19 protein-coding genes are annotated in these 19,104 nt (G+C 62.8%); 5 read left to right on the forward strand and 14 right to left on the reverse strand.

The features are described 5' to 3' along the window. Positions 1 to 86: 86 nt before the first annotated feature. Together F4Y38_01110 and F4Y38_01115 are read left to right on the forward strand one after the other, a co-directional pair. Positions 87 to 341 (forward strand): hypothetical protein, encoded by a 255-nt coding sequence (locus F4Y38_01110; protein MXY47875.1) that lies wholly within the window; start codon positions 87 to 89, stop codon positions 339 to 341. Between the two features lie 16 nt (positions 342 to 357). After that, positions 358 to 561: a hypothetical protein gene (locus tag F4Y38_01115; GenBank protein MXY47876.1), complete on the forward strand. Its 204-nt coding sequence runs from the start codon at positions 358 to 360 to the stop codon at positions 559 to 561. Between the two features lie 7 nt (positions 562 to 568). On the opposite strand, the gene F4Y38_01120 is transcribed toward F4Y38_01115, so the two are convergent. The 8 genes from F4Y38_01120 to F4Y38_01155 form a co-directional block, all read right to left on the reverse strand. Continuing rightward, positions 569 to 1,288 (reverse strand): NAD(P)-dependent oxidoreductase, encoded by a 720-nt coding sequence (locus F4Y38_01120; protein ID MXY47877.1) that lies wholly within the window; start codon positions 1,286 to 1,288, stop codon positions 569 to 571. A gap of 113 nt (positions 1,289 to 1,401) precedes the next feature. Further along, complete coding sequence (locus F4Y38_01125; GenBank protein MXY47878.1) at positions 1,402 to 2,172, reverse strand: NAD(P)-dependent oxidoreductase; 771 nt, start codon at positions 2,170 to 2,172, stop codon at positions 1,402 to 1,404. A gap of 55 nt (positions 2,173 to 2,227) precedes the next feature. Continuing rightward, on the reverse strand, positions 2,228 to 3,049 hold the full coding sequence (locus tag F4Y38_01130; GenBank protein ID MXY47879.1) for an amidohydrolase: 822 nt from the start codon (positions 3,047 to 3,049) through the stop codon (positions 2,228 to 2,230). Between the two features lie 16 nt (positions 3,050 to 3,065). Continuing rightward, a complete protein-coding gene (locus F4Y38_01135; GenBank protein ID MXY47880.1) occupies positions 3,066 to 3,938 on the reverse strand; it encodes a 6-bladed beta-propeller in 873 nt (290 codons plus the stop codon). A gap of 214 nt (positions 3,939 to 4,152) precedes the next feature. After that, the gene (locus tag F4Y38_01140; protein MXY47881.1) at positions 4,153 to 5,046 is read right to left on the reverse strand and encodes a phytanoyl-CoA dioxygenase family protein; all 894 of its coding nucleotides are present in this window, start codon (positions 5,044 to 5,046) and stop codon (positions 4,153 to 4,155) included. Positions 5,047 to 5,109: 63 nt separating this feature from the next. Further along, complete coding sequence (locus F4Y38_01145; GenBank protein ID MXY47882.1) at positions 5,110 to 5,433, reverse strand: L-rhamnose mutarotase; 324 nt, start codon at positions 5,431 to 5,433, stop codon at positions 5,110 to 5,112. A gap of 223 nt (positions 5,434 to 5,656) precedes the next feature. Continuing rightward, positions 5,657 to 6,751 (reverse strand): aldo/keto reductase, encoded by a 1,095-nt coding sequence (locus F4Y38_01150; protein ID MXY47883.1) that lies wholly within the window; start codon positions 6,749 to 6,751, stop codon positions 5,657 to 5,659. Then, on the reverse strand, positions 6,738 to 7,838 hold the full coding sequence (locus F4Y38_01155; GenBank protein MXY47884.1) for a Gfo/Idh/MocA family oxidoreductase: 1,101 nt from the start codon (positions 7,836 to 7,838) through the stop codon (positions 6,738 to 6,740). Before F4Y38_01155 ends, F4Y38_01150 begins: the two co-directional genes overlap by 14 nt. A gap of 382 nt (positions 7,839 to 8,220) precedes the next feature. Here F4Y38_01155 and F4Y38_01160 point away from each other — a divergent pair, with 382 nt between their 5' ends. Both F4Y38_01160 and F4Y38_01165 read left to right on the forward strand, forming a co-directional pair. Continuing rightward, on the forward strand, positions 8,221 to 10,236 hold the full coding sequence (locus F4Y38_01160) for a DUF2339 domain-containing protein (GenBank protein MXY47885.1): 2,016 nt from the start codon (positions 8,221 to 8,223) through the stop codon (positions 10,234 to 10,236). A 172-nt stretch (positions 10,237 to 10,408) separates the two neighbouring features. Further along, positions 10,409 to 10,852 (forward strand): hypothetical protein, encoded by a 444-nt coding sequence (locus tag F4Y38_01165; protein ID MXY47886.1) that lies wholly within the window; start codon positions 10,409 to 10,411, stop codon positions 10,850 to 10,852. 82 nt (positions 10,853 to 10,934) lie between these two features. Here F4Y38_01165 and F4Y38_01170 read toward each other — a convergent pair whose 3' ends face one another. From F4Y38_01170 to F4Y38_01195, 6 genes are all read right to left on the reverse strand, one after another. After that, complete coding sequence (locus tag F4Y38_01170) at positions 10,935 to 12,821, reverse strand: bifunctional homocysteine S-methyltransferase/methylenetetrahydrofolate reductase (protein MXY47887.1); 1,887 nt, start codon at positions 12,819 to 12,821, stop codon at positions 10,935 to 10,937. Positions 12,822 to 12,882: 61 nt separating this feature from the next. Then, positions 12,883 to 13,791 carry an HAD hydrolase family protein gene (locus F4Y38_01175; GenBank protein ID MXY47888.1) on the reverse strand — a complete coding sequence of 303 codons (909 nt, stop codon included), beginning with the start codon at positions 13,789 to 13,791 and terminating at the stop codon, positions 12,883 to 12,885. Next, positions 13,788 to 15,545 carry an SIS domain-containing protein gene (locus F4Y38_01180; GenBank protein ID MXY47889.1) on the reverse strand — a complete coding sequence of 586 codons (1,758 nt, stop codon included), beginning with the start codon at positions 15,543 to 15,545 and terminating at the stop codon, positions 13,788 to 13,790. The genes F4Y38_01175 and F4Y38_01180 overlap by 4 nt, the downstream gene beginning before the upstream one ends. Positions 15,546 to 15,745: 200 nt before the next feature. Continuing rightward, positions 15,746 to 16,273: a dCTP deaminase gene (locus F4Y38_01185; GenBank protein ID MXY47890.1), complete on the reverse strand. Its 528-nt coding sequence runs from the start codon at positions 16,271 to 16,273 to the stop codon at positions 15,746 to 15,748. A 30-nt stretch (positions 16,274 to 16,303) separates the two neighbouring features. Further along, positions 16,304 to 17,185, reverse strand: coding sequence for a DMT family transporter (locus F4Y38_01190; protein ID MXY47891.1), 882 nt, complete (start codon positions 17,183 to 17,185; stop codon positions 16,304 to 16,306). Between the two features lie 74 nt (positions 17,186 to 17,259). Further along, positions 17,260 to 17,907: a DUF1326 domain-containing protein gene (locus tag F4Y38_01195; GenBank protein MXY47892.1), complete on the reverse strand. Its 648-nt coding sequence runs from the start codon at positions 17,905 to 17,907 to the stop codon at positions 17,260 to 17,262. Between the two features lie 21 nt (positions 17,908 to 17,928). Here F4Y38_01195 and F4Y38_01200 point away from each other — a divergent pair, with 21 nt between their 5' ends. Next, the gene (locus F4Y38_01200) at positions 17,929 to 19,092 is read left to right on the forward strand and encodes an aldo/keto reductase (GenBank protein MXY47893.1); all 1,164 of its coding nucleotides are present in this window, start codon (positions 17,929 to 17,931) and stop codon (positions 19,090 to 19,092) included. The last annotated feature ends 12 nt before the right edge of the window (positions 19,093 to 19,104 follow it).

The following is a 19,104-nucleotide window of genomic DNA, read 5'->3' on the forward strand; positions in this document are numbered from 1 at the left end:
AATATGACAGATCGTTCTACACAATTGAACATATTTAAATACCTTGACGATGTCATGCACACACACCGATAGGAGCAAATCCCAAGATGAATAACCACAAAACCCACAGAGACACGGAAGAATTGATGGAGGAAGTGTACTTCAAGGACCAGAGCGTCAAAAGCCGTCTGTCCGGTCTTGAAACTTCGGAAGACAGCATGCGTGAACTCATAGAATACAACGCCGAACAGTTGAAGGAGATGAAAAGCGATGCCCGTTGGTGGAGAAAAACTTTGATTGCCTGTATTATTGCGAATTTTGGTTTGCTCATCACCATTACGATCAAACTGCTACTGGACTGATCGAAGGGAGTACGCCATGACCTCGAAGAAAGGCCGGGTTCTGACCCCCAAGGTCGTTGAACACATAAAAAACACTCTGCTGGAAACACTGCATGACGAAGATATCCTGACCATGGGCATTGAGATCGATATCAAGCTCAGAAGCGGCTATCGGGACAAGATCTGGCGAGGCTGGAAGCATCCAAGACCCTCCAACAGACCTTCTCCCCAGGTAGACTGACCTTACGCTACCCCGCCGGCCTCCGCTGCCACTGCCACCACTCCTCCTGCGGCGCGTACCCCATGATGCGTTCGGCCTTCTCCAGGCTGTATCTACCCGGTCCGTAATGGCTGTGCAGGTTGAAGGCCTGGTAGAAACCGGGCACCGAGGGGAGTTCGAGGCCCTGGCGGCAGGCCACGGCGAGGTCGTCGTGGATGATCAGGAATTCTCGTGTTGAGTTCTTGCCGGTATGCTCGGTCGGCCGGGGCGCCAGGCCCTGGAACAGGAAGCAGACCGTGTGGATCTCGTGGTGCCGGGCGAAACTCCGGACGATCTCGTTGCTCATGTGCTTGGTGATGAAGTAGTAGTCGGTGGAAGGCGCGTCGGGCGCGTCGACGGGGATGTCGGTGTCGTGTACGTAGGCCAGGAGGGTCTGGGCCGGACCGGTGTGGATCACCTTTCGGATCCCGGCGTCGGCGGCCGCCTTCATCACGTTCCAGGCCCCGATGGTATTGACCTGGAAGCTCAGCGTGTCGTCGTGGCGCAGGACCGTGAAGTTCATGACCGCGTCCACGCCCTCCATGGCCTCGCGGACCTGGCCGTAGTCCCGCACGTCCACGTTCAGGACAGGCTTTCCGTCCGGGTGGTCCTTGACGTCGGCCAGCCGCAGGTCGTAGTCCTGCTCGAGCGCGGGGGTGATGTGCGGCGCGATGAGCCCGGAAGCGCCGAGTAGCAGGACTTTCTTCATGGAAGGCCCCTCGATACGGCATCCGTTGCGCGCCCATCCGTTGCGCGCCCATCCGTTGCGCGCCGGGGTCCGTGGTTCGTGGCGAATTCAGGACTGAACATCATGCCTCCCCTTTAGTCCCGCCAGTTCGCGGCGAAGTTGTGGACCGGCGCGTAGCCGAGAGTGCGGGCCTGGTTGATGAGGTACTTCGGATTCTCCAGGTCGGCGCAGATGTGGTACAAGGCGTACCGGCTGGTCCACCAGACCTGGTCCGAAGCGTCGCGCTCCAGGGCGAGGCGGAAGGCCTGGGCGGCGTCCCGGTAGTCCAGCCACAGCAGATCGGGCGCCTGGCCGGCCACTTCCTCTTCGCTGACGAGGGTACCCAGCCTGAGTCCAGTGACCGTCACCATGTAGTCCCTGGCGAATTCCCGGGCGGTGTGCTCGCCCAGGTAGCGGGACATGGCCGGCATGTCGGGCTCGGGCAGGGGCTTCCAGAGTTCGCTGATGTACACGTCGTCGGGATAGGGCCGGAAGAGGTCGAGTGTCCCTCCGTAGACGAAACGCTTGACCCCCGCCTCCACGCCGGCCTTGAAGAGCTGGTGCGTGCCCCGCGTGGCCAACTCCAGAAGGTGCTTCTCGCGCTCCACCTCGGATTCCGGCAGGTCCTGCGGCGGCTCGCCCGTGTGGACGACGGCGTCCATGCCGCGGACCGCCCGCCAGGCGAAGTCCTGGTCCAGCAGGCTGCCCTGGGCGGCATCGCCGGCCGATTCGCCGCGCGTTTCGTCCCCGGTCGCGGCTGGCGCTTCGACGGGCGATTCGTCCACGAGGCGGAGCCTGTGGTCCTTTAGCGCTTCGGCCACCGCCTGTCCCAGCCGGCTCGCGGCGCCGGTAATCAGAATTTTCATGGTTGCTCCTTTATGACTCTAACTTTTTCTGCGAGTTTTCCTAATTTAGGTCCGACTAATCTTTAAAGGTCCACAGGTCCAGGGCCGTCCCGCCCAGTACGCGGGGCATGTCCTCCGCCGCGATGAACTTCATCTCGTCGCGGACGACCGTCAGGGTCTGGCCGTACGCAGCGTTCGCGAGGCAGACCGGCCAGTCGGTGCCCCACATGATGCGCTGGCCGCCGAAGGCCTGGTACACGGCCTTGACCATGGCGTGGGTGTCCGACCAGGGATAGTCCTGATTCGAAATGGACCAGGTATGGCTGATCTTCACGTAGACTCGCGGGTACCGGGCCAGGTCGAGGACGGTCTGGATTTCGTCCGGACGGTCCGGCCGCGCGTCGGCCATGTGGTCCACGACGACGTCGAGATCGGGAAACCGGTCCAGCAGGCCGGCCAGATCGGGCAGCCGGCCGGGCCGCGTCAGCATGAGCAGGGGGACCTCGAGTTCCTCGGCGCGCCGGAAGATGGGTGGCATCAGGGGACCGCGGAACCAGTCGCCCGCCGGCCCTTCGGCGGGGCTCAGCCGCACGCCCTGGAAACCGTGCTCCTCCACCCAGTGGCCGAGGTGGTCCGGCGCGGCGGGGTCTTCGGGATTGACGCGGCAAACCCCGGCGAACCGGTCCGGGTACGTGCGCAGGACGTGGGAAACGTATGCATTGTCCCAACGGTAGCCGATGTACTGCACCAGGACGGTCTTTTCCACACCGTGCCGGTCCATCAGGGCCAGGAGCATCTCCGCCGTCCGGTCCTCGGCGGGCGGGGCGTCGTTCTCCGCGGGCCAGGGGAAGGCGGGATCGTTGACCCAGACGTGGGTATGGGGGTCGATGATGCGCATGGATCTCGTATTGTGATCAACGGTTCCGTACGAACTTCTGCAACCGGGCGTCGGCCTGGACTTCGCCGACGTAGAGGTCGCCGCGGGAGTCCATCCAGATGCCGTGGGGACATCCGGCGAACTCCCCGGGCCGGTCGCTGCGCTGCCCGCCTCCCCAGTTGCTGACGAGGTCGCCGTCCAGGGTGTATATACCCACCTGCTGGTCGAGTTCGGCCACGTAGACGATATCTTCTACCGGATCGAAGAAGGTGGTGTCGGGCTTGCCGGGAACGGCGCGTTCCTCGAGGTAGTTTCCTTCCAGGTCGAAGAGCTGGATGCGTTCGTTGGTGCGATCACACGCCCAAAGCCGTTCATGGCGGTCTATGCGGACGCAATGGCTGAGTTCGAACTGCCCCGGACCCGAGCCCCAACTTCCCCAGGAGTGGATGTGGCGGCCCTCGGCGTCGTAACGGTGGATCCGGGCATTCTCGTAACCGTCGGACACGTAGATGTCGCCGCTCGGTGCGACGACGGCATCGGTGGGTTTCCGGAAGGGTTCGCCGTCCGTCGCGCCGGGAACGCCGGGCATACCGATCACCCTCACCTGGTTTCCTTCGGGGTCGAACTTGCGGACACAGTGATCCAGCCAGTCGGTGAGGTAGAGGTTGTCCTCGCCGTCGATGTAGATACCGTGGGCGTCCTTGAGTATGCCGTCGCCGATCGTCTTGATGAATTGGCCGTCGCGGTCGAAAACGACCAGGGGATGCTCGCTCCGTGAGTACACGTACACCCGGTCCTGGGAATCGCACGCCACGCCCGTAATCCAACCGAAGGACCAGCCCTCCGGCAGGCTGTGCCAGTTTTCCTGCACCTCGTAGGTGTACGCGCCGCTGCCGAAACTCATGTGCATGCCTCTTTCTTTTGAAACGCCGCCTCGATGCCGGAATACAGATGGACGATCCAGCCGTAACCCAGCATCCACAGCATGACTGCGAGGACGAAATGGATGACCGCGGCCGGCCTGCGGCCCTGGTACAACTGCCCCAATCCGGGGACGACCAGACTGAATACCATGGCGCCAAACCTGGTGCCGAGGGGCGAGCCTCAAAGCATGATGGTTCTCCTTAAGGCGCCTGCGCAACCCGGTGGGCCTGCTTGGGATTGCGGCGCTGCTCCTCGAGGGCCGCGACCCAGCTGTCCGCCCAGGCCTGATGGTCAGTCAGTACGCGCTCCGGATTCGATCGGCTCCGCACGCAGAAGTCGGGGAAGAAGGGCCGGCCCGTCGGCGCGCCATAGGCCACGTACCGCAGGTCCAGGCTCCAGCGCACGTCCCATTCGGTCAGGTTCGGCGTGGATCGGTGAGGCGTATACTGGCTCAGGAAGACGACCCCGCCCTTACGCACTTCGGCCGGTTCCGCCTCAGTCTCGGGCATGAGGTCCGGCTTGATGCGCGTGCCCGCATCCGACACGTGGTCGAGATGGCCGGTGTGGATCACGTTCGGGATCACCTCCAGGCATCCCCGTTCCACCGTGGCGTCCACCAGGGGCAGCCAGCAGGTCAGCGCCAGAGTCCGGTCCGATTCCGCCCAACTCACCCCCGAGTCCTGGTGCCAGGGCACGTTGTACGACGGACTGGCGTCCAGCCGCGACGGCGGCTTGGCCCGCAGATGCTGGATGGGCGAGCAGGTGATTTCGGGCCCGACCAGGGACTCCACGGCGTTGAGCAGGTTGTCGTTCCGGAGGAAGTCGAAGACCGGCTTCGCCCGCAGATCGTAGATATCCATGCCGCGGCCGATCTCCACACTCTGTGCGAACAGCCGGGCATAGCGCGTCAGGAAGGATTCGTCATCGTACAGGTCGGTGATCTTGCCCTCGGCCTGAAGGTCCCGTGCCCGCCGGTCGACGAATTCTGACATGGTGTCGATCACGGGTTCCAGGTCCGCGTCGGTCAACACGTCCTCGACGACTACCAGGCCGCGGTCGTGGAACTCCGCCAGTTGCGCTTCGTTGAGGGCCATGGGCGTTCTCCTTCCATGAAGATTGATAGTCTCATGTAAGCCTAAACAATCCGATCATCGATGTCAATCCTGGTGAAACACCTCTTCCATATCTGCCCACCATTCGCCTTCCTTCCGCGTCGGCAGCGGTTCCTGCATGGGCTTCATGATGTCCCACCACTCCTGGGTCGTAGGATCGGCGGCCATCTTCGCCATGTCCGCTTCGAAGTCGTCACCGGTATATTCGAAATAGGAGAAGAGGAAGCCGTCCTTTAAGTAGATGGAGTAGTTGGTGATGTTGCATTCCGTAATCATCTTCGCCACGCCTGGCCAGATCTCGACGTGATACTCCTTGTATTCCTCGATCCGGTCCGGCTTGACCTTGAGGACCATGCCGTAGCGCTGGATTGTGGCCATTGTAGTCTCCCTTTGATGGCTGCCGCGAGTAGGCTGCTGCTAGTGGGCCGCCGGGCGGATGTCGGGCCGCTGGGCGGATGTCGAGCCGCTGGGCGGATGTCGGGCCGCTGGGCGGATGTATCCAAAACAGATTTATATGTTGATGGTTATTTTAATCAACATTGACAATGCTATTTTCTGTGTTTTGAGACATATGCGCCGTCCCCCGTAAGTATCACACCGAAGCCGGCGCCGCTGGCGTCGGTGCCTCATCGGGAATCAATCCATCCTCCCGCAATTCTGACCAGAAATCCGCGGGAATCTCGACCTCGTACATCCGCACGTTCTCGTCCACTTCCTCCGGCGACCGCGCGCCTGGAATGACGGCGGCCACTGCCGGATGGGCCAGGGGAAACTGCAGGGCAGCCGCCTTGAGAGGTGTGCCGTGGCGGCCGCAGACCGCTTCGATGCGCCGTACCCTTTCCACGATATGCGAAGGCGCCTTGCGGTAGTCGAATTTCGCCCCGTCCACTGCGCCCTGCGCCAGGATGCCGCTATTGTACGGACCGCCAATGATGATACTGATGTTTCTTTCCTCGCAAAGGGGCAGAAGCCACTTGAGCGCCGTATGATCCACCAGGGTGTACCTGCCCGCGCATAGAAAGCAGTCGAAATCGCCTTCGGCGGCGAAACGGGCGAGCATCTTCGCCTGGTTCATGCCGACACCGACCGCCCGGATGACTCCTTCTTCCCGAAGCCGGATGAGCGCCCGGTAGCTGCCCTCCATCGCTTCTTCGTAGTGATTGTCCGGATCGTGTATGTGAAGGATATCGACCCGGTCGAGTCCGAGGCGGGCGAGGCTTTCGTCCAGGGAGCGCAGCGTGCCGTCGTAGGTGTAGTCGAAGACGGGACCGACAGGCGGAAGATCATTGGACCAGACATCCTGGTCGCGCTCCGGGTCGGGCACGAGGAGTCGCCCCACCTTGGTGGCGAGGACGAAGGATTCGCGCGCAGGGGCGTTGTGCGCGGGGGCGTTGCGAACGCGCACCGGGGCGTTGCGAACGCGTCCGCGATTTGAAAGCGCGGCTCCCAGGCGGGTCTCGCTCACGCCGCTGCCGTAGAGCGGGGCCGTGTCGAAGAACCCCAGGCCGTGGCCGAGGTAGGTGTCTACGACCCGGGCGGCGGCTTCATCGGTAACCCCCTGGTACAACCCCGCCAGGGGCGCGCCGCCGAGTCCCAGGCGGGTGACCTTAAGCCCTGTGCGGCCGATCTCCGCTTCCGCACGACTGGGTCTCGCCGCACTGGCCTGGTGCTGGTCATCCTGCTTCATCTGGCTCGCCCTGCATCTCATCCGGCATCTCGCCCTGCATGGATTCCCCGCGCAGCAGGAAGGCCCGGATATCGTAACGGCCAGGGCGCTCCACGGGCAGGTCGCCCGCCTCGATCATTTCCTCGATGGGCGAACTGTGGGTGCGCACGGGCATCTGGACGACCTCGTGGAGGCGGGCCGACTCGTAGATGCCCATGATGATCTCCACGGCGGCCCGGCCATTGGACGCCTCGCCCCGGTGTTCGGAATTGCCCTCGATCCAGTCCGCCAGTTCCACGGCCTGGCCCACGCTCGGGTCCTCACCGGTCGACGGCCGCCCTTCCCAGCCGCCGGTCTTCGAGTTGATGAGCAGGACGCGCTGTTCATTGACGTCCATCATGCCGTCCGTGCCATAGAGATAGCCGCCCTGCCGCCGTTCAGGATGGAGCTCCTGCAGAAGCTGCCCCACGGCCCCGTTGTCGAAGCCCACGATGCCCGCGCTGCGGTCCTCGATCCGGATGTCGCGCTCGTACCGGTCGGTCTTGCGCTCGATGTTCCCAAGCACCCACTCGGGCGCGGGATCGCTCATGACGTAGCGCATGAAATCGAACATGTGAGAGCAGTCGTTGAGCAGGCCCTGGCTGCCGCTGCAGTGGACGTGCCGCACGTCGCCGATGGCGCCTTCGGCGATCAGGTTCCGGGCGTCGGTCCACACCGGGTTGAACCGGCGCTGGTGGGCGATGGCCAGCTTGACGTCGTTCCGGCGGGCCGCGATCATCATCTCGTCGCATTCACCCATGTTGACGGCCATGGGCTTCTCGCAGAGAATGGCCTTGGGCCGGCGCGCGCAGGCGGCGATGGTCAGGGGGGCGTGAAGCTTGTGCCACGTGCAGATGCTGACGACGTCCAGCCCCTCCTCGTCCAGCATCTCCCGGGCGTCGGCATAACGTTTTCCGATATCGTACCGGTCGCCGAAATCCTGCCTGGCCTCGGCCACCGGATCCGAAAGCGCTACCACCTCGAACCGTTCTTCTCCCAGGTATCCCTTCATGTGCAGGTGCGAGATGCTGCCGCACCCGATTATGCCGACACGATAGACCGTGGACATCTAAGACTCCTCCCAGGACGGATTTTGCGTGTATACGCGTTGCGACGATGCGTGTAGACGACGATGCGTGTAGACGACGATGCGCGTAGACGACGATGCGCGTAGACGACGATGCGTGTAGACGATGTGACGACCAGTTGCGACGAAGCCCGGCGCCCGGCAGCGCCGGACCTCATATTGTCGAAATCGAATATCGGAATATAGACGGCGGTATGGGCCGTGTCAACGATCCCGAAGACAGCGCTGCGGAGAGCTGTCGACGATCACGCAAGTGGCGCCGCGGAGAGGTGTCGACGATCCCGGTGACGGCGCCGCGCATCGCATCCGACCCCGGTGGACATGACTTGACACGGCACCCGGAAATAGCATAAGATTCAGTACGATGGAACTGCTGATAGTAATCAACGTCATCCTACTTCTCATCCTCATCGGGACCTACCTGTCTCTCTCGGGGCGCGTAAAGCATCTCGAGGACACCATCCGGCGTTATTTGAAGGACGTAACAGACCCGGTTGCGGAGATGTCCAGTAGTGGTGCGCCGGGGTCGGACGATGAGCAGGGACAGGACGCTGCATCTAAATCAGACGACGCGCAGGAACCGGAGACCGCAGGACCCACACATCCGGCCACGAGCGTTCCAGGCCAGGTGCGGGCCGCACAACCATTCACGGACGTTCCCGATCGGGCACGGGCCGCACAACCGCCCACCGAAGTTCCAGGCCAGGTGCGGGCCGGCGACGGAACCAGCCGGTTGTCCCACATGCTTCGTCCCCGCACCCGCGAAGAGTGGGAGACCCTGATCGGCGGCAAGCTTCTGAATCGCGTGGGTGCTCTCGCCCTCGTCCTCGGCGTGGGTTTTTTCCTGAAATACGCCTTCGACAACAACTGGTTGAACGAGACCGCGCGCGTGGTCCTGGGCGGAGCGGCCGGCCTGCTGCTGACCGCCGGCGGCCACCGGTTTCACCGGCGCGGCATGTCCGTATTCGCGCAGGGCCTGACCGGTGCGGGCGTGGGGATCCTCTACCTATCGATTTACGCCGCCTACGACTTCTACCGCCTCGTTCCGCAACCCGCCGCCTTTCTGCTGATGGCCCTGGTGACGGCCGCGGCCCTGCTGCTTTCCCTGCGCTACGACGCGCGGGCCATTGCCCTGCTCGGATGGGCGGGCGGATTCCTGACGCCGTTCCTGCTCGTTACCGCCCAGTTGAACACCCTCGGCCTCTTCGTCTACATCACCCTGCTCGACGCGGGCCTGATCGCGGTGCTGCTCAGCCGGCGCCACTGGAGAGTGCTCGAGCCGCTGGGCATCGCGGCGACCTATGCCACGTACCTGACCTGGTCGTTCCGGGCCGATCTGCCCGAGGGATTCGCAACGGCCCTGGCCTTCCTGGTGCTGTGGTGGGCGCTGTTCGCCTGGTTGAGTCTCTACCGGTCCGCGGCGGGCGATTCGGGAAGGCGCAGGTGGCGATGGATCGCAGTTACCGTCAACGCATTGGGTTTCTACGTGATGCTCATGCGCCTTTCGCGGCACACGGAAGGCATATGGGACTTCGTAGGTATCCAGTCGCTGACTCCGCAGCACTACCTGCCCTATTCAGAAGGAATCGCCACAGCCGTCCTTTCACTGGCGTACTTCGCGCTGACCGCCTGGATCACGCGCAATACAGACGACCGGTCCGCGGCCGCCGTGCATGCGACCGCGGCCATATTGCTGGCGGTTCGCGCCCCGCTGAGCTTTTTCACCCCTTACGTCATCGTCGTCATCTGGGCCTTTGAAGCGCTGACCCTGTTCGGGTACGGCGCATACCGCGAAAATCGTGCCGTCCGACACGCCGGGACGGCCCTGTTGGCGCTGTCGTTCGCCGGGATCTTTCTCTTTGGCGGCGCCTACGTTTCCAACCTGGTTTCCGCATACGTGCCCGTATTTTCGTCGCGCACCGCCGCGTACTGGGTCGTGGGCGGAGCGCTGCTTGCCTGTGCCGGCATGCTGCGGGGCAGCACAGAATCGAAGAGCGACCGCAGGCATTACACTGTCTTCCACCTGGCCTGGACCTTCCTCCTCCTGGTCTGGGGTACGGTGGAAGTCCTCAGTTATTTTAGATACCTGATCGTCACGATGGAAGGCGGTTCGCCGGAGCAGTTGCATAACCTGCGGCAACTCGCCGTCTCGGGCGCATGGCTGTTTGGCGCGGCGCTGGTCATGGCGCTTGGAAGGTGGCAGGACATCCCCGCCCTGCGCGCGGCGGCCATCGTCTATCTCGGCTGCACCGTGGTGAAAGTCTTCGTCTTCGACCTCATGTTCCTGGACACCCTCTACCGTATCGTCGCCTTCCTCGGCCTGAGCGCCATACTCATCGCCGTCTCCTACCTCTACTACCGGAACCGGCCGGCTTCCTGATAGGGAACGCTACGCTGACCCGGTACGCTTTGCTGATTCGACCATCCCAGCCTGAATCGACCAATCCGAATTAAAAAACGTGCGAGAGGTTACAGAAGACCTCCGACTATTTCGTTAGACCATATCGAATTGGTCCATTCACAAGCACATCCATCTATTCACCGGGGGAATCATGGGAGACGACAAGGTAAAGGAATCGCCGGCTGAGGTGTTCGCCACGGTGACGGAGGTGAACTCACTTTTCCATTCACTGGAGGATATGTTAGCAACTCGATTCGAGGCGATCGATGGCAAGTTTGGGGTCGTTGTAGAAAAGCTGGCCGAGATGGACGCCAGGAACGAAGGCAGGTTCGCCGCGATCGATGGCAGGATTGGAGTCCTCGATGAAAAGCTGACCGCTATGGACGCCAGGAACGGGGTTCAGTTCGCAACACTAGAACAAATGATTGTGGAACTGGATACTAAAACCGAGGGGAGATTCGATCTGGTTGAGCAGAAATTCAAATCACAGGAACTCAAGATCGAGCATTTCGTGACATCGGCGAACAACAAGTTGATGGTATTATTGCTCGTGATTGCCGGGTCGATTATCGCCGGCCTGCTTTACGGCGGTTAGTGCTGGTCCGAACGATCCACGGGCCAAGTAATCCGCACACAGAACGGTCCGCAGGTCGACCGGCTTGCGGGTCTAGTGATGCTCACCCATGCTCTTTGCGCGTCGTGGCCTGCAGGGCGAACTTCGTCAGTTCAACCGTCATGGGATAACGGTTGAAGGGCGTGATCAGGTAGAGGCCGTTGAAGTAGGTCAGGACGGACTCGATGAGTTCCCGGGCGATGGCGACGCCCTCCCGTCGGGCCTTGCGTCCACGGCCCACGCGGGCCATGCGGGCGCGCACGTCGCCGGGCACGACGAATCCGGGCACCTCGTTGTGGAGGAACTCCGTGTTGCCGTCGCTGACCAGCGGCATGACGCCCGGCAGAATGGGTACGCCGGCATCCCGGGTCGCCTCGTGGAGTTGCTTCGCCTGTCGGCGGTCGAAGAGGGGCTGCGTCATGATCATGTCGGCGCCGGCTTCGACCTTCCTTTCCAGCCTCCTGATCCTTCTTTCCAGGTTGGGTGCGTTGGGGTCGAAGGCGGCCGCAACGGTAAACGCGGTCCTCCCGTTCAGGCTGCGGCCCGAAAACCCCACGCCCTCGTTCATCTGCTTGATCAGCCGGATCAACTCAAAGGACGAAACGTCGTAGACATTGCTTGCCCCAGGCTGATCGCCGAATTTCACGGGATCGCCCGTGACTGCGAGGACGTGGTCGATGCCCAGGGCGTGCAACCCCAGTACCTGGGACTGCAGGCTGGCCAGGTTCCGGTCCCGGCAGGTGATGTGCAACAGCGGCCTGATGCCGGCTTCCTCCTTGACGATCTGCCCGATGGCCATGTTGCTGATCCGCGTGACGGCGAGGGAATTGTCGGCCATGGTGAGGGCGTCGGCGCCCGCCTTCTTCAGGGCCTTTGCGCCCCGGACGATGGGTCCGTGATCCAGGTCCCGGGGCGGGTCGAGCTCGACGATGACGGTCACCCGTTCCTTGACCAGTTCAACGATCGACGGTTCAACCGCCGGCTGAGCGGGTACGGGACGGGCAGGGCGGGCCGGACGCGCCGGACGCGCCGGACGCGCCGGAACCCGGACGTCAATCGGCAGGACCTTCTTGCGCGTGACGATTTCCTGGCCTTCCAGGGCCCGGGCCATGGCTTGCACGTGCTCGGGCATGGTACCGCAGCACCCGCCGATCAGCCGCACGCCCTGGTCGCGAAGCCGGAGCGCGCTTGTGGCGAAGTACTCCGGCGTCGCCTCGTAGATGAACCGGCCGTCCACGTAGACGGGAGAACCGGCATTCGGGAAAGCCGAGAGCACCAGGTCCTCTGCGAGGGGGACGGGCGCGAGCGCGTCCAGCAGGCCCTTGGGGCCGCTGCGGCAGTTGACCCCCACCACGTCGGCGCCGGCCGCGCGCAACTGGTCGAAGGCCTCCGCGACCTCGAACCCGTCGTCCGTCTGTCCGTACTGGTCCACAGCGAGCTGGCAGATCGTCGGCAGGCCGCATATCTCCTTGCTGACCGCGAGCGCCGCCTTGAGGTCATCGAGCCGGAGAAAGGTCTCCAGGATGATCGCGTCCGCGCCGCCGCCGGCAAGGGCGGCGATCTGTTCCGCATATACCCGCCTGTAGTCAGCTTCGGTGTATTCCCGGTGGGGCAGACCCCGGGCCGGTCCGACGGCACCGGCCACGTAGGCCCGGTTGCTTACCGCCTCCCGCGCGATCTCGACGCCTCGGGCGTTCAGGGTTTCCGCCTGGTCTTCCAGGCTGTACTTCGACAGGGACAGGGCATTAGCCCCGAAGGTATTGGTTTCGATCAACCGGGCCCCCGCGTCCACGTATTCCTCGTGGATTTTCCGGATCAGATCGGGCCGGCTCAGGTTTATTTCATCGAAACAGACTTCCATGGGCACGCCGCGGGCGTACAGCATGGTTCCGATGGCGCCATCCGCCACCAGTAGAGAGGACCGGAGATGGTCGAGGAGGGATATGTTCATGGGAGGCAATCCGTTAGCGCCGCACACGGGCCACCGTTCAGTAGGTATCGACGCTTCCCGTTCAGCGGCCGTTGTTCAGCGCGTACCGACGTATCGCCCAGGCAAAGCCGTTCTCGTGGTTCGGCGGGGCGATGACCAGGCCCTGCGCCCGGCCCGCTTCCTTGACCGTGTCCTGCGCGTTTTCCATGATCACGCCCAGGCCCGCGTTGAACAGCATGGGCAGGTCGTTGTCGCCGTCCCCGACGGCCATCACGTGATCCATGGATAACCCGTGCTCGCGCGCGACGAACTCGACGGCGACCTTCTTGTTGACGTCGGCGTGCATGGCTTCGATCCGGTCCGGATTCGTCTTGACGAGATAGAGGCGGGATGCGAAACGGGCCTTCAACTCCGCCAGGACCGCCTCGCGCCGGCCCAAGCCGGGCAGGATCAGCATCTTGGGCGGCGGGGGATAGTCGCCCTGTCTCAGTCTCTCCATTAGGTCGTCGTCGCGGTCGACGGCGGCGCGGCTCTGTTCCTCGATGGATGCGATGGAAGGGGTGTATTCGTTGGTAATCACGCTGTCCAGGGGACCGCTCTCCGTCACGCGCAGCCAGCTGTATACGAAATTGAATCCGTTTTCCTCGATGAAATCCAGCAGGTTAAGGAAGACGTCTCGTTGAATGCGCTTTTCGAAGAGCAAGGGCCTCTGCCCCTGGCGGACTGGCCCGAGAATGATCCCACCGTTGTTGGCGATGACGTAGAGCCGGTCGAACAGCGGCCGCGCATCGCTGAAAGGCTCGCAGCTGCGGTCGATGTTGCGGCCACTCACGGAACTCACGACCAAGCCCTGGTCGAGGGCGGCTTCGATGGCGCTCAGCCCCTCGGAGGAGGGTTTCCCGTCGGGCAACAGCGCCGTGTCGTCCTGGTCGAAGGCGATCAGCTTTATTAAGTGGGTTTCGTCACTGGCTTTCGGTACTTCCGCGGTCATGGCGTTCCTTTCTTATCCTTCAGTCGTTTTCCGAGACTGCCTCCGGGATGGTACCGGGCGAAGTCCTCCCGGGTAAATCCGCGACCGGCCTTCAGGGCCATGGCGAGACCGTCGGCCACGGCGAGCTGACAGGACGTGCTCGCCGTCGGCGCGAGTCCGAGGGGGCCGGCCTCACTCGCCACGGGCACGTGCAGGATCGCCGCGCTCGACCGGGCCAGACTGGATGAAGGGTCTCCCGTGATCGCAATGATCGTCGCGCCGTTTGCGGTGAGGGTTTGCACGGCGGCCATCAGCTCCGCTGTCCCTCCGCTGTGTGAAATGGCGATGACCGCGTCCCCTTGCGCAACCTGGCCACTGTCTCCGTGATTGCAGTCGGCCGGATCGAGGAAATACGCCTTCGTGCCGGTACTCTGCAGCGTGGCCGCCAGCTTGCGGCCGATATGGCGGGACTTCCCCACGCCGGTGACGTGTACGCGCCCGCCGTCGGCTTCCGCATTCCGAATGATTACGATGGCTTCGTCGAAGTAAGTGTGGGACAAGCCTTCATGCAGCGTGGAAAGCGCTTCGGCGGTCCGCTGTACGGCCTTCAGTCCGGCCGCGCCGGGGGACGCCGCGCCGGGGGACGCCGCGCCAGGGGACGCCGCGCCGGGGGACGCCGCGCCGGGGGACGCCGCGGCCTTCAGTCCGGCCGCGCCGGTTGCTTCGACTTTCACCGTTGTTCTTTCCGCGGCGGCCACGGTTTCGAGCGCGTTCCGGGCAGGGATGCCAGCGCCATCGTACAGGGCCATCACGTCATCCCGGCTCGATCCCAGTTGCGGGAAGGCCCCTGGGATGCGGCAACACACGGCGCCGCAGGCATTGGCGAGCGATACGGTATCCCGTAAAGAAAGTCCGTGGAAGAGTCCCGAGATCAGCCCGCCCAGGAAGGCATCCCCGGCGCCGGTGGTATCCCGGGCATCAACAGGTTTCGCCGGTTCGCGGACCGTCTGCTTCCCGTCGGTGACGACCGAGCCCTGCGCCCCTTCGGTGATGGCCACCAGGCGGGCGCCGTACCGGTTGAAAATACCCTCGGCCCTTTCTTCGGAAGTGTCGGCTTCCGCAATCTGCAGTGCGGCGGCCTTGGCGGGTTTCACGACGTCGGCGAGATGAAGGGCCTCTTCGAAATCTTCAGCGGAACCGAGTCCCGCTACGTCGATGGCGAAGTCCGGGGGGACATCCACGTCCAGCACGGTGGGCACGCCGGCCTCGCGGGCAATGCGCAGTACCGCGATGACGGCGTCCAGCGGGAGTTGGGAAATCTCCGTCGTCACCATGGCGGCCGAACGTATGTAATCGGCGAAATAGGTCTCCACGTGTGCTGCCGTAGTCTCCGCCGTCAGGCCGCGGGCCATGTAGATCGCCCGGTCCGCGTCTTCGGCCACGTTCACCACCGAAAAACCCGATGCGCGGCCCTCGATGACCCGAATGGCCGACCGGTCGATACCATGGCGATCCATCTCCTCCCGGATCATCGCGCCGTACCGGTCGTCTCCCTGGAATCCGAAGAGCCCGGCGGGGACCCCCATCTGGGCCGTCCATGCCAGGTGGTTCAGCGTCACCCCGCCCGTGATCTCGGTGACGACCGAGCCCGTTCCATCCGGCAGGATATAGGTTTTCTCCTCAGGTCCCGCGATCCGGTTCACCCGGTAGATCACGTCCATGACGTTGCTTCCGATCCCCACTACCGTGCGTGTGCGGTCGATGTCCTGGATCACGGATTTTCACCTTTGGAGGAATCACTCGTGCGGGCGGTACCTTGGCGGCCGGTACCTTGGCGACCGGTGCCTCAGCGGCCGGTACCTCTTAAAACGCGAAAAATAACATTGTCAACATTGATTAAAATAAGAATCAACATATGTTTTTGTGATGGACATGCCTGCGCTATGGGCAAGCTTTTGTTATGTGCATGCTTTGGTTACTTGCTGTCTAGAAAATCGAGATACAAACGACTGGGTTGAATGCCCTCGTTATTCTGGTACTTCCCGCTTTCATAGGTCTCGAAATCGCCATCCAGCGTGTGATAGTAAACCTGGCAAATTTCCACGTTCGGATAGATCCTGATGGGCCGGACACAGAACATCTCTAAAGTCCAGTAGCCGGCAAATCCCACGTCGCCGAAACCAGCGGTTACGTGCACGAAAAGCCCCAATCTACCCACCGATGACCGCCCCTCGAGCATGGGAACGTACTTGTCCGTCCTGGTGAATTCCACTGTCCGGCCAAGATACAGCGTATGGGGGCGCAGCTCGTACCCTTCGTCCGGAATCTGAATGGATCCCGTGCGGTGTTTCTTCTTCATATCAAGCACGTCATCTTCGTAAATCATGAGTTCATCGGCAAGTGAAAGATTGTAACTGTTTGGATTGAGCCTGGAGGGATCGAATGGCTCAATGAAAATGTCTTTACCAATGCGCTCATGAATCATTTTTCCCGACAGGATCACTACGATATTCCCTCTTGGGTGTTAGGTGACTCAGCCGCTGTTTACCAGGACGACGGCGACCAGGGTCAGGCCGATGCCGACGTAAGCCAGTCCGCGCACCTGCTCTTTCCAGTACAATATAGCGACGAGCGTGGTGATGACAAGGCCGACCGCGCTGACGAAAGGAAAGACGATGGTGCCGGGGAGGTACTTGAGGGAGAGGACCAAAAGCCAGGTTCCCCCGACGTTGACCGCGCCCAGGAGGACGCTCCACCGCACCTCGGGCATGCGCGCCCGGATCGGTTTGTTCCAGAGGTAGAAAAGCCCCATGATTCCGGATACGGCGAAGAGGGTGAAGAGGTAGAGTGGCATCTGGCTCTGGGGCGCGAGTTCGCTGAAGACTTTGGGGGAAAGGTGGCAGAATCCCGTCGTGATGAATAGGGCGCCGACCAGCCAGGCGACGCCGCGCAGGGACAACGCGGCCTGTCTGCCCACGCCGAGCGTCAGGAGCGGCAGGGCGATGCAGACTGTAACGATGCCCGCGGTCTGCATAAGGCTGGGGATCTCGTACCAGATGACGATGGAACAGAGGATGGGGATGAGGACGGACAGGCGGACGATGGCCAGGGTCACGGCGACCCCGCCCTGCAGGAGCGCCTGGATCAGAAAGCGGAAGGCGACGAAATAGAAGAATCCGCTGGCCGCGCCGATCCACACGGTGGTCCAATGCCAGACCCAGCCCGGGTCCGCGAGCATCAGCAGGCCGGAGATCACGGCGCCCGCGCCATAGTTGAGGCTGCCCACCGCCAGGGCATTGTGTCCGTTGTGATGGGCGGACTTCAGGATCAGGCCGAAGCACGACGTCACGACGGTCGCCGTGATCAGCAGAAGGAGTCCGAGCGCCGTAGTCTGTTCTCCGTCCGTAGATAGCAAGAAGCCGGCGAACGGATACCGCCTCGCCGGCTTCTGGATTCATGATCGCCGCGGGTGCCGCTCTTTGGTGCCGCTTACGGCGTGAAGGCGAAAGTGCCCACGTAGGCGCTGCGCTTGTTCGGAATGCTCCACGTCGCGATCAGATCCGAACCGCTGTACGCGTGGGCGGCGGTCTGGACCAGCGCGGCCGACGCGTCCTTCGTGAAGGGATCGTACCACACCATGCGGTCACAGTTGGGCTCGTGGTCGGTCGCCAGCATGGTCCGGGTGGCCACGCGCACCTGGCCGTCCACCGTAACGGCGAAGGCGTCCCCGCCGTCGTGGCGGAAGGAGATGTCCGTGGGCTTTACCGTCTTAACCGTGCCGAACAACTCACCGTAACGGGCGGTGAATGCGCTCTTCAGGTCCTGGCGCTGGCTCGGCGTGGCCCGGCTGTCGATCAACAGCACGGTCTCGCGGGCGTGATGACCGAGTTGCAGGTTGCCCTTTCCGAGTATGACGGCGACGACGGAAAGATCGGCCAGCGCGCCTTCACGGATGTGCCAGGCCACCACGGCCTGGTTGGCATCGCCTCCCGCTTCCGCCGAGTAGGTACAGCCTCCGCCCAGGATGTGGTTGGAGCGAACTTCCACGTAATCGCCGGCAATGGACGGAGAGCCGGCCAGGGCCGGAGATGCCGCCAGGACGATCGCGGCCATGAGTGCGAAACCGGTCTTCAACATATTGCCTCCCTGTTTTGCGTTATGGGCCTTTGGTTGGGGGTCAGCGCATCCGGCCACGCTATTCGTGAGGAAGACTCAGGCGTCGCAGGTTCAAATCGGATCGCCGCCCCGAATTCGGGTCAATTATGTTTGGGCGCGAAAAAACAACGCGGTATATTCTACCGTACCGGAAACATCGCTGTATATTCAATATATGTCCTTCCCGCCCATCAAGTCAATCGCAAATCGATCGAGGAATCGAACATGGAATACAGAGCGCTCGGTGAATCGGGCCTGACGGTATCGGCCATCGGCATGGGCTGCTGGCCCATGGCCGGTGTCGGGTGGACCGGTATAGACGACAACGCGTCCCTGGCGGCCCTTGATGCGGCCATGGACGGCGGCATCACCCTCATCGACACCGCGTACATGTACGGACGAAGCGGCGAATCGGAACGGCTGGTGGGACGGGCCATCGCGGGCAGGCGCGACCAGATCGTCCTGGCGACGAAATGCGGCCTGTACTGGGACGGCACGACGCTGCTCCGCGACAGCTCGAGGAAGCGTATACTCGAACAGGTCGAGGAGAGCCTCCGCAGGCTGAATACCGACTACATCGACCTGTACCAGGTGCACGCGCCGGACGAGAACACGCCCTTCGAGGAGACGGCCGCCACGCTCGCCGAACTGAAGGATCAGGGCAAGATCCGCGCCATCGGCGTGAGCAATTACGACGTGACGCAGATGAGGGAATTCGCCCGCCACGCGCCGCTCCACTCGGACCAGCCGCCGTACAACCTGCTCAAGCGGGACATCGAGGCGGAGATCCTGCCCTACTGCCGCGACAACAACATCGCCGTGATCTCCTACTGGCCGCTGTACAAGGGGCTGCTGACCGGGAAATACGGACGGGGCCACCAATTTCCCGAAGGCGACAACCGCAACGAGGACGTCCGGTTCCGGGGGGAGGAGCTCGAACGCACCCTCGACGTGCTCGACCGGCTGAAGCCGATCGCGGACGAATACGGCAAGTCCATCGCCCAGCTCGTGATCCACTGGACAGCCCGGCAGCCGGGCATCACGTCGGTCCTGTGCGGCGCGACACGGCCGGACCAAGTTGAACAGAACATCGAAGCGGTGGGTTGGGAGCTGTCCGAAGATCACCGCGCGCAGGTCGACGAGATCGTTGCCGGCATGGGTGATTAGGTCCGGATCGGG

The sequence above is a fragment of the Gemmatimonadota bacterium genome, from assembly GCA_009838645.1.
Classification (GTDB): Bacteria; JAAXHH01; JAAXHH01; order JAAXHH01; family JAAXHH01; genus JAAXHH01.

What these genes read in the sequence shown, in the direction of transcription:
- F4Y38_01110 (MXY47875.1), top strand. Translation starts at nt 87, where the DNA reads ATGAATAACCACAAAACCCACAGAGACACGGAAGAATTGATGGAGGAA.
- F4Y38_01115 (MXY47876.1), top strand. Translation starts at nt 358, where the DNA reads ATGACCTCGAAGAAAGGCCGGGTTCTGACCCCCAAGGTCGTTGAACAC.
- F4Y38_01120 (MXY47877.1), bottom strand. Translation starts at nt 1,288, where the DNA reads ATGAAGAAAGTCCTGCTACTCGGCGCTTCCGGGCTCATCGCGCCGCAC.
- F4Y38_01125 (MXY47878.1), bottom strand. Translation starts at nt 2,172, where the DNA reads ATGAAAATTCTGATTACCGGCGCCGCGAGCCGGCTGGGACAGGCGGTG.
- F4Y38_01130 (MXY47879.1), bottom strand. Translation starts at nt 3,049, where the DNA reads ATGCGCATCATCGACCCCCATACCCACGTCTGGGTCAACGATCCCGCC.
- F4Y38_01135 (MXY47880.1), bottom strand. Translation starts at nt 3,938, where the DNA reads ATGCACATGAGTTTCGGCAGCGGCGCGTACACCTACGAGGTGCAGGAA.
- F4Y38_01140 (MXY47881.1), bottom strand. Translation starts at nt 5,046, where the DNA reads ATGGCCCTCAACGAAGCGCAACTGGCGGAGTTCCACGACCGCGGCCTG.
- F4Y38_01150 (MXY47883.1), bottom strand. Translation starts at nt 6,751, where the DNA reads ATGAAGCAGGATGACCAGCACCAGGCCAGTGCGGCGAGACCCAGTCGT.
- F4Y38_01155 (MXY47884.1), bottom strand. Translation starts at nt 7,838, where the DNA reads ATGTCCACGGTCTATCGTGTCGGCATAATCGGGTGCGGCAGCATCTCG.
- F4Y38_01160 (MXY47885.1), top strand. Translation starts at nt 8,221, where the DNA reads ATGGAACTGCTGATAGTAATCAACGTCATCCTACTTCTCATCCTCATC.
- F4Y38_01165 (MXY47886.1), top strand. Translation starts at nt 10,409, where the DNA reads ATGGGAGACGACAAGGTAAAGGAATCGCCGGCTGAGGTGTTCGCCACG.
- F4Y38_01170 (MXY47887.1), bottom strand. Translation starts at nt 12,821, where the DNA reads ATGAACATATCCCTCCTCGACCATCTCCGGTCCTCTCTACTGGTGGCG.
- F4Y38_01175 (MXY47888.1), bottom strand. Translation starts at nt 13,791, where the DNA reads ATGACCGCGGAAGTACCGAAAGCCAGTGACGAAACCCACTTAATAAAG.
- F4Y38_01195 (MXY47892.1), bottom strand. Translation starts at nt 17,907, where the DNA reads ATGTTGAAGACCGGTTTCGCACTCATGGCCGCGATCGTCCTGGCGGCA.
- F4Y38_01200 (MXY47893.1), top strand. Translation starts at nt 17,929, where the DNA reads ATGGGCCTTTGGTTGGGGGTCAGCGCATCCGGCCACGCTATTCGTGAG.